This is a genomic window from Rhizobium sp. KNZ14-9A, from assembly GCF_056755015.1.
Map to the genome: position 1 here is coordinate 2,442,893 of NZ_JBPGXB010000004.1, position 12,988 is coordinate 2,455,880.

General features: G+C 60.2%; 8 protein-coding genes and 1 pseudogene. 8 read left to right on the forward strand and 1 reads right to left on the reverse strand.

The features are described from left to right. The first annotated feature begins 49 nt into the window (after positions 1 to 49). The 7 genes and pseudogenes from ACR9ZQ_RS41720 to ACR9ZQ_RS41750 form a co-directional block, all read left to right on the forward strand. Positions 50 to 1,003: a LysR family transcriptional regulator gene (locus ACR9ZQ_RS41720; protein WP_310381126.1), complete on the forward strand. Its 954-nt coding sequence runs from the start codon at positions 50 to 52 to the stop codon at positions 1,001 to 1,003. Between the two features lie 119 nt (positions 1,004 to 1,122). Further along, positions 1,123 to 3,465, forward strand: a complete 2,343-nt coding sequence (locus ACR9ZQ_RS41725) for a glycoside hydrolase family 3 C-terminal domain-containing protein (protein ID WP_481430921.1) — start codon at positions 1,123 to 1,125, stop codon at positions 3,463 to 3,465. Continuing rightward, positions 3,462 to 4,667: an acetylornithine deacetylase gene (gene argE, locus ACR9ZQ_RS41730; protein ID WP_481430922.1), complete on the forward strand. Its 1,206-nt coding sequence runs from the start codon at positions 3,462 to 3,464 to the stop codon at positions 4,665 to 4,667. Before ACR9ZQ_RS41725 ends, argE begins: the two co-directional genes overlap by 4 nt. A gap of 69 nt (positions 4,668 to 4,736) precedes the next feature. Further along, a complete protein-coding gene (locus tag ACR9ZQ_RS41735) occupies positions 4,737 to 5,807 on the forward strand; it encodes an ABC transporter substrate-binding protein (RefSeq protein WP_481430923.1) in 1,071 nt (356 codons plus the stop codon). Between the two features lie 120 nt (positions 5,808 to 5,927). Continuing rightward, positions 5,928 to 7,664: an ABC transporter permease subunit gene (locus ACR9ZQ_RS41740; RefSeq protein WP_481430924.1), complete on the forward strand. Its 1,737-nt coding sequence runs from the start codon at positions 5,928 to 5,930 to the stop codon at positions 7,662 to 7,664. 49 nt (positions 7,665 to 7,713) lie between these two features. Further along, positions 7,714 to 8,772 (forward strand): ABC transporter ATP-binding protein, encoded by a 1,059-nt coding sequence (locus tag ACR9ZQ_RS41745; protein ID WP_481430925.1) that lies wholly within the window; start codon positions 7,714 to 7,716, stop codon positions 8,770 to 8,772. A 452-nt stretch (positions 8,773 to 9,224) separates the two neighbouring features. Next, positions 9,225 to 9,344: pseudogene (locus tag ACR9ZQ_RS41750) on the forward strand (LysR family transcriptional regulator); the annotation flags it as partial. A 169-nt stretch (positions 9,345 to 9,513) separates the two neighbouring features. Here ACR9ZQ_RS41750 and ACR9ZQ_RS41755 read toward each other — a convergent pair. Further along, positions 9,514 to 10,446 carry a hypothetical protein gene (locus tag ACR9ZQ_RS41755; RefSeq protein ID WP_481430926.1) on the reverse strand — a complete coding sequence of 311 codons (933 nt, stop codon included), beginning with the start codon at positions 10,444 to 10,446 and terminating at the stop codon, positions 9,514 to 9,516. A 617-nt stretch (positions 10,447 to 11,063) separates the two neighbouring features. Between ACR9ZQ_RS41755 and ACR9ZQ_RS41760 the strand changes: the two genes are divergently transcribed. Continuing rightward, positions 11,064 to 12,824: an MOSC domain-containing protein gene (locus ACR9ZQ_RS41760; protein WP_481430927.1), complete on the forward strand. Its 1,761-nt coding sequence runs from the start codon at positions 11,064 to 11,066 to the stop codon at positions 12,822 to 12,824. Positions 12,825 to 12,988: the final 164 nt, after the last annotated feature.

The window sequence follows — 12,988 nt, forward strand, 5'->3', positions numbered from 1 at the left end:
GGCATACGCGTCAGCTCTTTGGGCGTGACACTTGGCATCAGGGCCTCAAATGCGCTTCACACTGCGTCAGCTCGAATATTTCATCGCGACGGCCGAGGCCGGTTCGATCACTTTGGCATCGGACCGTATCCGCGTTTCGCAACCTTCCATCTCGACCGCAATCTCCCAGCTTGAAATCGAGCTCAACACCCAGCTTTTCTTGAGGCGCCATGCCCAGGGATTGTCGCTGACGCCTGCCGGCCAGAAGCTGTTGCTGCAAGCCAAGACGGTCATCGAGCAGGTGCAAAATCTCTACACCGCGGCTTCTGAGGCGACGGATCAGATCCGCGGAACTTTGTCACTCGGCTGTCTCTTGACCTTTGCGCCGATGTTGCTGCCAGAGGTCAGCCAGAGTTTTAAGGCCGCTTATAACGGCGTCACCGTAAGGCCCACAGTCGCCGATCACCGAACGCTCCTGACGCGGCTGGAGCGTGCCGAGCTGGATATCGCGCTCTCCTATGACCTGCTGATTCCGGAGGGATTTGAGTTTACGCCGCTTGCGGAGTTGCCGCCCTACGTTCAGGTGGCCGAAACCGATCCGCTGGCGGAACGCTCCGCGATCTCGCTGGCCGAACTCGAGGAGCATGAATTCATTCTTCTCGATCTGCCGCTCTCTCGGGATTATTTCCTAGGGCTTTTTGCGGCCGCCGGCGCCAACCCGAATATCGTCGCACAGATCCAGCATCAGGAAGTCATTCGCACGATGGTCGGCAACCGCTATGGTTACACGCTCGCCAACGTCCGGCCCAAGAACAAGGCGGCGCTGGATGGCCGGCGGCTCGTCAGTCTTCGTTTGTCCGGTGAACACAAGCCGATGCGCATCGGCCTGATCCGTGTCGCACAACAGGTGTCTACCCGGCTTGTACGGACCTTCGAAGAGCATTGCAGCAATCTCATTTCCGACAATTACGTGCCCGGCATGGAAGCTCCGATCCTCAATCTGCGTCGCACCAGCCAGAGCTAGGCTCGCTTTTTTCAAAGCACCAGTTCCGAATATCCTATTTTTCTTTTTGATCGTCGGCTGACAGTGTGCGCGCCAAACGTCGCCTGACCAGCGCGGCGTGCCGCATCAAGGAGTCCAGCATGCAAGAGAAGAGCCAGTCCGCAAGCCAGACAATCGCATCGATCGTCGAAGCGATGACCAATCAGGAAAAGGTCGATCTCCTTTCCGGCTTCGGAATGTGGAAGACCGCGGCAGTTCCCGCTTACGGCATCAAGCCGATCGTCATGACCGACGGAACGTATGGCGTGCGCTACTCGATTCCGCAGATCGACAGCGACGAGCGTGGCGGCATGGATCTTGATGCCTTCCTGTCGGTGGTCAACCAGCGCGCCAGCGACGTCGCCATCGCATGGGGAGAAATGAAGCCGGCGACCTGCTTCCCGAATGGCTCGGCCATGGGCAACAGCTGGGACGAAGGCCTGATGCAGCGGCTGGGCGTGCTACTCGGCCAGGAATGCCGTGCCATGGGCGTGAATCTGCTTCTAGGCCCCGGCATCAACCTGCGCCGTACGCCGCTTGCCGGCCGGTCCTATGAATATTATTCGGAAGATCCGCTGGTCACCGGCAAGCTGTCGGCTGCCGTCATTGAGGGCGTTCAGTCCCAAGGCGTCGGCACGTCGCTCAAGCATTTCGCCTGCAATAATTCCGAAGTCGAGCGTACGACAATGGACAGCGTCGTCGAAGAACGCGCACTCCGGGAAATCTATCTCAAGGGTTTCGAGATCGCCATCAAGCAGTCCAAGCCTTGGACGATCATGTCCTCCTACAATCGCCTGAACGGCGTCCAAACCTCGCAGGATCCGTGGCTTCTCGATCAGGTCCTGCGCAAGGACTGGGGTTTTGACGGCGTCGTCGTTTCGGACTGGCATGGCATCAAGCAACGTCCGGTATCGCTGGTTGCCGGTGGCGATCTCGACATGCCGGAAAGCCCGCGCCGCAAGGCCGATCTTCTCGCAGCGCTGGACAGTGGCGCTGTTCCGGCGGAAGTCGCGAACCTGTCGTGCCAGCGCATGCTGGACATGATCAAGCGCTGCAATGAAGGCGCAAAGGCGCCGCTGCCGGTCTATACCGCGGAGGAACATCATGGCGAAGCGCGCGCGATGGCCGCGGCTTCCATGGTGCTCGTGCACAATGAAGGTCTCCTGCCGATTCGGCCGGGTATGAGAAATATCCTCGTGGTCGGTCGTGATGCGGGTACCCCGGTCATTCAAGGCTCCGGCTGCGCCACCACGATCCCGACGATGGTCGATCAGCCGCTGGAACAGCTGGAACGGGCTCTTGGAACAAGCCATGTTCTGACGTTCCGCGAGGAGGCAGATGCGGAAACGCTGGCGCTCGCGGCCAAGGCGGATCTGGTTCTGGTCTATACGTCGACGGAAGGTGCCTATGATGGCGAGGGTTCGGACAGAACCACGCTGGCGCTCGGCCCCGGTCAAGATGGGATGATCGCCGCTCTTGCGGCGGTGTCGCAGAAGGTGGCGGTAGTGATCGCCTGCCCGGATGCGGTGGAAATGCCATGGGTCAATGATGTCAAGGCGGTGCTTGTCACCTTCTACTCTGGCCAGGCGATGGGCGGTGCCGTCGCTGACGTGCTGACCGGCAAGGTCAATCCGTCCGGCAAGCTGTCCGTTACCTTCCCGAAGCGTCTCGCCGATGTGCCCGGCTTCCTGCATTACCCGGGTGAAAACGGCCGGCATATCTACGGTGAAGGCATCCATGTCGGCTACCGCGCCTACGATCTGCGAGAAATCGAACCCCTGTTCCCTTTCGGCCACGGCCTGAGCTACACGACGTTCGCTTATTCCGACCTCACGGTGTCATCGGTGCAGATCGGGCTTCGCGACGAGATCACCATCGCCTTCACCGTGACCAATACGGGTGACCGGGCAGGTGCTGAAGTCGTTCAGCTTTATCTGCAGGCACCCGGCAAGCGGCTGAAGCGTTCGCCGCAGGAACTCAAGGGTTTTGCCAAGCCGGTGCTGGCGCCCGGTGAAAGCAAGCGGATCGAACTTGCCATCAAGGGTCTTGATCTGGCGATCTGGGATCCGGTGCTTGGGCGCTGGGTGCTGGAAGGTGTCGATGCGCGCCTTGTCGTCGGTGCCTCTTCGCGCGATCCAAAACTCTCCGCCAAGCTGACGATCCAACCTTCGGTCCTGCCGTTCCGCCGGATCGCCTATGATACGCAGCCGGCCTATGTGCTGCCGAACGCCATCGCTTGTGAGCACATCTGCGCCTATCTGACGAACCGCTGCAATATTTCGAAAGAGGATGCGATGCGCATGCTCACGCATTGCTCGAACTCATTCTTTGGCATTTTCACCTCGCTCGAGCGCCGTCTTCGTCTGTCCATTCCGGAGGCCGAGGTTGCCGGGTTGATTGCAGAGATCAACGCCGCAATGGACGAGGCGGAGGCAAAACTGTGACCTCGACGCTGGATTGGCTGGAGCGACTGGTTGCCCATCCCACCGTCAGTTCGGACACCAACCTGCCGCTGATCGAGGAGATCGAGACCGCGCTGGCGAGTGCCGGCGCCGTCTGCGAGCGCTTCTACGATGCGACCGGCCAAAAGGCGGCGCTTCTGGCGCGCCTAGGCCCGGACGCACCCGGCGGGCTGATGCTCTCCGGGCATGTTGACGTGGTGCCGGTCGCCGGACAGGACTGGACGGTGCCTCCTTTTAACCTGACCCGGAAGAACGGCAGGCTTTACGGGCGCGGCACGACCGACATGAAGGGATTTGTCGCTTCGGCATTGGCGCTGGCCGAGACGATCGACGTCAAAAGTCTGGCGGCTCCGCTGTGGCTGGCCATCTCCTATGACGAGGAAATCGGCTGTGTCGGCGTCAGGCCGATGCTTGAGGAAATCGCGGCTCGCGACATCCTGCCGGATCTGATCGTCATCGGTGAGCCGACATCGATGCAGCTCGGCCTTGGTCACAAGGGCAAGATGGCTTTCCATGTGAAGGCCACCGGCGTTCCACGCCATTCGGCGGAAGCGCCGCTAGCCCTCAATGCGTTGCATATCGCCACGGACTTCATAGCGAGCCTGCGGCGCCTGCAGGACGAGATCGAGGCCCGCGGCCCGCGTGAGCCGGGCTATTCCGTGCCCTATGCGACGGTGCATGTCGGCAAATTGGCGGGCGGAACTGCGGTCAATCTCGTGCCGGATCACGCTGAACTGCTGATAGAATGCCGGATGATGGCGGCGGACGATCCTCTTGCTCTGGCCGAGCAGGTCCGCAAGGCCGGCGCTGCCGGCGTTGCCCCGCATAAGGAACGATTCAAGGAAGCATCGATCGATATTGAGATCACCGGCAATTATCCCGGCCACTCGATTGATGGAAGCCATCCTGTGGTTCAGGCCTTTGCTTCGTGCCTGCCGAAGGGCAGCAAGGAATGCCGCGTCAGTTTCGGAACGGAGGCTGGGCTGTTTGCGCAGGCGTTGGAGGTGCCGGTGGTGATCTGCGGGCCTGGCAGCATGGACCAGGGACATCGCCCGGACGAATTCATCGAGGAAACGCAGCTTGCCGTCTGCGATGCGGTAATCGCTGCCGCAGTTATTCGCTTTTGCGCAAGCCGTCGCCTGCTTGCTTCGTATGTCCCAAAGCAGATGCACGGAAAAATGTAATTTACCGAAGCCGTGGCGACGGGAAAAGTAGAGTTGACGAAGGTCAAACAAAAATACCGGAGGGTAAAAATGAACAACAATGTATCACGCCGTGGTTTCATGAAGACGACCACCGGGCTTGCTGCCGTGGCGCTTGCCGCTCCGGCGCTTCTGAAGGGCAACCGCGTATTTGCCGGCGAAACTCTGGTCGTGCGCGACATGGGCGGCGCCTTCTACGAAGGCTTCAAAGTCGCCTTCTACGACACCTTTGCCGCCGAGACAGGCGTCACCATCCAGACCAATACCAACGAGCCCGACCCGATCCCGCAGTACAAGATGGCGATCGATACGGACACGAAGCTGTTCGACGTCGCCCTGATGACGCCGGAGCACGTGCTGCGCATCCGCCAACTCGGCGACAATTACATGCTGCCGCTCAACATAGAAGTGCCCAACAAGGACGATTTCACGCCGCACACGTTCGAGCCGGATTTTGCCGGTGTGGCGATCTTCGCGCTGGCCATGGGCTACCGCAAGGATACCGTGAAGACGGTTCCGACAAGCTGGGCCGATTTCTGGAACACCGAAGCCTTCCAGGGCCGCCGCGGCCTGTGGCGCAGTCCGGTCACGACACTCGAAATGGCACTGCTTGCCGATGGCGTGCCGCTCGACAAGCTCTATCCGCTCGACGTCGAACGTGCTTTCAAGAGCCTTGACAAGATCAAGCCCCACATCAACATCTGGTGGACGTCCGGCGCCCACGCGACCCAGCTTTTGAAGGACGGCGAACTGGACCTGATGTCGACCTGGTCGACCCGCGCGCAGGCCGCCATCAATGCCGGCGCACCGGCCGGCATCGTCTGGAACGGCGGCCTGTTCAACATCGACGGCTGGACCATCGCCGGCAATACCGAGAAGGCCGATCTCGCGCGCAAGTTCATCGAATGGTGCCTGGATCCCAAGCGTCAGGCTGCCTATACGGACATCCTTGCCTGCGGCCCGACCAACATGAAGGCCTATGAGCATCTGAGCGCAGAAAAGGCGGCTCTGCTGCCGACGGCGCCAGACAATATCAAGGGTCTGACAGTTCTCAATGCCGCCTACTGGGCAGAACATCAGGACGAGCTGACACAGCGTTTCGAGCAGTGGATCCTGAGCTGATTTCAGCTTGCAAGACCACCTGATCTTCAAGTCCCGCCTTTCGGCGGGGCTCCGTATCTGACAATGGGTGGCCCGGTTCCGTAAAATGCGGAACGGGCCATTTCAACGAACGGAACTATCATGGCTGAACTCTCCGCCAACAACACATTCTCTCGGCAGCGCCTGAGGCTCGACAGCCTGTGGCTTTCCATGCCGGGGCTTGTTTATATGGCGCTGTTGCTGATCCTGCCGGCCGGCGCGCTGATCTGGCAGTCCTTCGTCAACCCGAAGACCGGTGCTTTCGATCTGACCGTCTACGAGCAGATGTTCTCGGCCGGGGTCTATATGAAGGTCCTTGCCAACACATTCGCCATCTCGGCGCAGGTCACCATCGTGTGCCTTCTGGTCGGCTATCCGATCGCCGTCTGGCTGACCGGCATGCCGGAGCGGCGCCGGCGCATGGCCATGTGGCTTGTCCTGCTGCCCTTCTGGGTGAGCCCGCTTCTTAAGAACTTTGCCTGGATCGTGCTTCTGGCTCGCAAAGGCATTGTAGCGCAGATGCTGACCGGCATGGGTTTCGATACCGAGCTCAACCTGCTTTATGGTCGCGGCGCCGTCGTCTTTGGCATGGCGCACGCCATGCTGCCGATCGCCATCCTCACCATGTTGCCGACCATGCTGGCCATCGACGGGCGCCTGATGCCCGCGGCAATGACGATGGGCGCAAGCCGCAGCCAGTCCTTCTGGCGCATCTTCATGCCGCTTTCGATGCCTGGCGTCGCTGCTGCCGGCCTGCTGATCTTCGTCATGGGCCTCGGCTTCTTCATCACGCCGGCTCTGCTCGGATCGCCGAACGAGACCGTCATCGGCCAGATGATGATTACGCAGGTGCAGAAACTCTTCAACATGCGGCTTGCCGGTGCGCTTGCAGCTCTGCTTCTGGCGGTGACGCTTATCACTATCGCCGTCTATGACCGCTTCTTCGGAATGTCGGCCGTATCGGGCAACGGTGCGGTCGCAAAACGCGGCGGTATCATTGGAGCGATCGGCGGCTTGATCATCGAGGTCGGCGCTGCCGTCAGCGATTTCGTCGCCCGCTTGCTGCCGGCCCGCCTCAGTCGCAGTTTCTTCATCATCTTCGTCTGGATCGTGATTGCCGTGATGATCGTACCGGTTCTTGCCTTCCCGCCAATGGCCTTCTCTGGCTCGACCTTCCTTGAATTCCCGCCAAAGAGCTTTTCGCTGCGCTGGTTCCAGGCCTATATGGGTTCCGACCAGTGGATGGGGGCGACCACGCGTTCCGCCGTCATCGCTATCGTCACCGGTGTTCTCGCTACGATCATTTCGGGCATGGCAGCTTATGGCCTGGCACGCACGCAGCGCAAGGCGGGTGGCCTGATCTTCCTCTCCTTCATGCTGCCCATGGTCGTGCCAAACATTGTGATCGGCGTGTCGCTGTTCTACGTGCTCGCCAAGGTCGGCCTGATCGCCACCAATACCGGCATCATCCTCGGCCATACGCTGTCCGCAATGCCGATCGTGTTCGTGATCCTGCTCACCACCTTCCGCAGCGTCGACTGGCGTTTGCTGCAGGCGGCGGCGACGCTCGGCGCCAGCCGCTGGCAGCAGATCCGTCTCGTGCTTCTGCCGCTGGTAAACGGCGGTGCCGTGGCGGCATTCCTGTTCGGCTTGCTGCATTCCTTCGAGGAACTTACCATCGCGCTGTTCGTCGGTGCGGGCGTGAAGCAGACGCTGCCCAAGCAGATGTGGGACGATATCATCCTCAGCATTTCCCCGACCTTGGCCGCGGCCTCGGTCTTCATCGTGGCGGTGGTGACAGTGCTCTTCGTCATCGCCGAAAAGGCAAGGCCGCGCTGACATGCGTGAACCTGCCTCTCCAATCACGACCAAAGGAACCACTTTCGACATGTCAGCCGCTTCTGCCAACACGCCGGAAATCAAGCTTCAGGTTCAGGGGCTTGCCAAGCTCTACGGCCAGACCACCGCACTCGATCATGTCGATCTCGAAGTGCGAAAGGGTGAACTTCTGACGCTTCTCGGACCTTCGGGTTCCGGCAAGACCACGCTCCTGCAGCTCATCTGCGGCCTGCAGGAACCAACGTTTGGCACCGTCGTGATCGACGGCAAGGACCAGACCCACGCGCCGGTCAACAAGCGCGACATCGGTGTGGTGTTCCAGAACTACGCGCTCTTCCCACATATGACGGTGGCGGAAAACGTCGGCTTTGCATTGAAAATGCGCAACCTGCCGAAGGCCGAAATCAGTACCAAGGTGGCCAAGGCGCTGGAAACCGTCGGGCTTGCCCATGCGGCCGAACGTTCCCCCTCGCAGCTGTCCGGCGGCCAGCAGCAACGCGTGGCGCTCGCTCGTTGCCTCGTCTACGATCCGGCCATTATTCTGATGGATGAACCGCTCGGCGCGCTCGATGCCAAATTGCGCGAAGTGATGCAGATCGAGATCAAGCGCATTCACCGCGAGACGGGTGCCACGATCATCTTCGTCACTCACGACCAGCAGGAAGCGCTCGCGCTTTCCGACCGCATATGTCTGATGAACAACGGCAAGATCGCTCAACTCGGCACGCCCCGGCAGATGTACGACGAGCCCGAGAACTTGTTCGTGGCGGATTTTATCGGCCTGTCCTCGATTATTCGCGGCACGGTCAGGGCCGGTGCGCTTGAAACGGCTATCGGGACGTTGCCGATCGCCGGTGCTGCTCCGGCCGAAGGTGCCAAGGGCGCGCTCGTCGTCCGCCCCGAAATGATCACGCTTGGCGAAGGTTTCTGCGAGGGGCGTGTGCGCGAAACGGTCTACGGCGGTTCGGAACTGCGCGTCATCATCGATGCCGATGCACAAGAAATCATTGCCCGCGCACCAGCCCAGGCCGGCGATGTGGCAGTCGGCTCGACGGTCCGTTTCGGCTGGTCGGCGGAAGCTGCTCGCTTCCTGGCCGACAAGGATTGACCCAGGGAACTAAGCGATGACTGCTTTGCGTTTTCTCTAAGATTGCGATCCTGGTGCTGATGATGCGCTCGCCATGCTGCGCTTGGTCGGTCGGACGCGCTGGACATGATCGCTGTAACCTGTGTCGCCGGCAATGTCGGGCTTGAGCCGGTGCTGAACAACGCAAGGCGCATTCTCGAACTGGCTGGGCGGCAGGACGTGCGCTGGCTGCATCGGCGCCGCTATGCGGACGGCGCCGAGGACATTCTGCTGGAAGAAGCCAAACAAGCCATTGCCGCCACCGAGGGTGAGATCGGAGCGCGAGGTCGAACAAGACGTCTGCCGCTTGGCGGTGCTGAGTCCATCGGGCGGAAAGAACTCGGCCTCGCCGGCTGTCGGTCAGGGACAGCCCTCTATCAGCGCGCGGCCAGGATCTTGAGCGGTGGACATGTCGAAAGATCGCCCTTTCAATTGTCGGCAAGACGCGGAGGATTGCGATCGGCACCGTCTATCCCGCCACCATCGGCGTGCTGCCTGCGTTCCTTGCGCGCATTGCCCGCAAATATCCTGATATCCGCATGCATATCGAAGCGCCACCACCGATGACATCATTGATATCGCACGATCGCGGGTGCGGCCGGGCAGGTGATCTGTGTTCGTTGTCAAGGCAGATTTGGCCCAAGGCCGTTCTGGCTGAGCGAGTAGTTTGCTAGCACGAGGTGGATATAAGCCCTCCAGGTCTCGCGCTGCCGCGCCAAGAGCTCAATCCTGTTGTTGCCCATTGGTTGGCTCGGATAGATGACAGTAGGCCCATTCGAACGCTTCGTCGATGGCGGCAAACTTGACTGCCTGCCAATGGCGATAGTCGCGGACCAGCTCTGCTCCAAGCCAGAAATCACCGCGGTCACTGGAGAGGTCCCATCCACAAGCCTCAAGCAAGTGAGCGCGATCGAAAAGGCGCCGCGCATGGGTCCGAGAGATGGCGTAGCGCTTGAAGAATTCTCCGATGCGCAAAGGACCAATAGGCATGCGCGGCTCCAGTTCCCTTCCCGGGGGTAAGCGGGACATCAGGTCGTGCAGGATGTTGCTGCCGGAAGCAGTTCGGACGAAAGTGTCCACCGTCTGCGGAGGACTAGTCCAGTTTGGATCGTGGAAGAGGCTCTGGGACATTCTTGGTTGCGCATACCAAAGCAGGCGCCGATCGGCTGATGATCGCGAGAATCGCGTGCCGCAATCCAGCATGTCGAGTGATTTCAAATGTTCGTTGAACCATTCGCGGATCAAGGTTTCGGCCGTTTCGGAAATTCTGAGCTGGCGAACGCGCTTGTCCCCGCTCTCATGAGTATCAACCAAGAGACCGTAATTGCGCATCTCTGCGAGATGCGCGAATGCCGTGTTCTTGGAGGCAACGTCACTCTCGGCAATGAGGGCATTCAGTTTGGCGGCCGTAAGGCCTGGATGAGACGGCGACGTGACGCGCTGAAAATGAAAAGCCAGAATTGATTGCGTCAGCAACCATCGTTTCATATCTGCGGTATAGCGAACGATACGAGGCGCAGCATCGTGCATGGCAATGAGCTTCAGCGCAGCATCCCTTAAGGCGAACGCATAAAGGCGATTTTCCAAAATAGTTTCGACCGTCAAAACCGTCGGCGCATTAATGGCGGAGCGCATTGCGGTCGATATGAAAGTCAACGGATATCTCCAAGCAAGGATGAATTGGGCAAGCTACGGCCTGAGCGACTGCTTGCGCCCACGGTGTAGTTTATGCGACCAACGCGCTCGCAGGGTTTCGTGTTCACGTGCACTTTCCTTGGACGCTGGGCCATATCGATATCGCCAACTTTCAGCCGCCAGCACTCGGCCATCTCCTGCTGCACTATGTCCCTTAAAAAAGAATTGTAAAATATAGCTATTCTTTTGATTTCCACTAGAACTGACCCGGGCCACAGCCACGCGGGTCGCAGCCGTAACGGCAGACGGCCGGCCGGCGCGGATCTGGATTGTCCGATGCCTCTGCGGGGGACAGGGCCCGGAGACGTGCAAGTGTTCCCCAGTCCCAGATCGTCGACGGCGTTTAGGAGAAGCTAGCCCGATCGCCCGTCAACGCCGTAGGACCCGGCTTTTGAAATCGGAAGCCTTAGGAAAAAAGAAATGCGCCGTGCGGCTTGACACCGGAACGACGGTGTCACTCGATACCATCGTATGATGGATTGTGAGCGGGTGAGGCTGTTGCCTGCTTCAGGCGCTGTGCGGAGCTTGCGGGGTGGTGCGGCGAGGGGTTCTCGTCATGATCTTCGAAAGGGAACTTTATGGTTCATCTGCTTTCGGTCAACGTCGGCCTGCCACGCGATATCGAGTGGCAGGGGAAGCTGGTGAATACGGCGATCTGGAAGACGCCGGTCAAAGGACCTTGCATGGTGCGCCGCCTCAATATCGACGGCGACGGCCAGGCGGACCGCGCTGGCCACGGCGGCGAGAACCGCGCAGTTTATGTCTACCAGACGGATTCCTACCGGTATTGGGAGGAACATCTGGGCCGACGTGATTTCGTCTATGGTCAGTTCGGCGAGAACTTCACCGTCGACGGTCTTCCAGACGCTGAAGTCTGCATCGGCGACCGCTACCGCATCGGCGAAGCTGTCTTCGAGGTGAGCCAGCCTCGCGTCACCTGCTATCGGCTCGGTATTCGGATGGAACTGCCGGAAATAGCCGCTCTGCTGGTTTCGCACGGAAGACCGGGATTCTATCTCCGTGTCCTGAAGGAAGGAAAAGTTCAGGAGGGTGACGAAGTCGAACAGGTGGCATCGGCAGAGGACAGCATGACGGTCGCCGACATCAACGACCTTCTTTACAAGCCTGGTCACCCTCGCGATCGATTGGAACGTGCATTGCGGATCCTCGCATTAAGTCCCGGTTGGCGTCGCTCGTTTCAGTCGTTGCTGGAGCAATCTCCAAAAAACGGGGCTTCGCCTGGAAACGCTGGCCTTACGGGGGCGAAGCATCTCGAGCCGGCGTGGGAGGGATTTCGCTCGTTCAAAGTGTCGCGTATGTCGCTCGAGAGTGAAAGCGTCAAGTCTCTTGAGCTCGAGCCGACGGATGGAAAGCGGCTGCCCGCCTTCCTTCCGGGACAGTTCATCGTGCTCGGTTTCCAGCCCGGAGGGGCTCCTGTCTTGCTTCGGAGCTATTCCTTGTCGGGCCAGTCAAATGACGCCTATTACAGAGTGAGCATCAAGCGGGAAGCTCACGGCGCAGCCAGCGCCTATGTCAATGACGAGCTGGGCCTCGGCGAGGTGGTGCAGGTAAGCGCTCCGCGCGGCAGCTTTACGCTGGCCGAGGGCGAGACGCCGATCGTCCTCCTCAGCGCGGGCATCGGCGCGACGCCCGTCCTTGCCATGCTCCACGCCCTGGCAGTCGATCGCTCGGGCAGAAAAATCTGGTGGCTCCATGGCGCCCGGAATGGACGAGAACACCCGTTTGCGGACGAAGTGAGAGGGTTACTACAAATCCTTCCGCATGCGCAAAACCTTGTCTGCTACAGCGCACCCGATCCGGCCGATAAGCCAGGTATTGACTACGACAGACGATCTCGCCTCGATCTGGCGGTGATCCAGTCGCTGCGCCTGCCGCTGGACGCCGACTTCTATCTCTGCGGGCCGGCAAGCTTCATGGACGATCTGGCACCAGGGATTGAGAAGCTTGGAGTGGAGCGAGGCAGAATTCATACCGAAATGTTCGGATCGGCCTCGTCGATCACTCCAGGGATCGCGGCCTCGCCGAGCCGGCAACCGCATCTGCCGGACGGGCCACCCGGTGCAGGCCCCTTGATCTCGTTTGCACGCAGTGGTCTTAGCGTCGCCTGGAACCCGAAGTTCAACAATCTTCTGGAGTTCGCGGAGGCCTGCGACGTGCCCGTGCGCTGGTCGTGCAGGACAGGCGTCTGCCACACCTGCGAGACCGGATTGATTTCCGGTGCAGTGTGCTACCGTCCCGATCCGATCGATGCCCCGGCGGACGGTAATGTGCTTCTGTGCTGCTCGCAGCCGAAAGGCGAGCTCGTCATCGATATGTGAGAGCCGGATGCGATCAGATATTGTGACCGGGCAGTTTTCCCCGATTGCGAGCGATCACTCAGGAAAGCGCCGGATGCTTTCCAAGCTTCGAGGCCGCTTTCCGGTGGTGCTTGTCTTCCGTCGCGGCAGCTTCTGACCTTCGGATCGTCGCCAAGCGGAGGGAC

Excerpts from the sequence above, each read along its gene's own strand:
- ACR9ZQ_RS41725 (WP_481430921.1), top strand. The coding sequence starts at position 1,123 with ATGCAAGAGAAGAGCCAGTCCGCAAGCCAGACAATCGCATCGATCGTC.
- ACR9ZQ_RS41735 (WP_481430923.1), top strand. The coding sequence starts at position 4,737 with ATGAACAACAATGTATCACGCCGTGGTTTCATGAAGACGACCACCGGG.
- ACR9ZQ_RS41760 (WP_481430927.1), top strand. The coding sequence starts at position 11,064 with ATGGTTCATCTGCTTTCGGTCAACGTCGGCCTGCCACGCGATATCGAG.
- ACR9ZQ_RS41740 (WP_481430924.1), top strand. The coding sequence starts at position 5,928 with ATGGCTGAACTCTCCGCCAACAACACATTCTCTCGGCAGCGCCTGAGG.
- ACR9ZQ_RS41745 (WP_481430925.1), top strand. The coding sequence starts at position 7,714 with ATGTCAGCCGCTTCTGCCAACACGCCGGAAATCAAGCTTCAGGTTCAG.
- ACR9ZQ_RS41720 (WP_310381126.1), top strand. The coding sequence starts at position 50 with ATGCGCTTCACACTGCGTCAGCTCGAATATTTCATCGCGACGGCCGAG.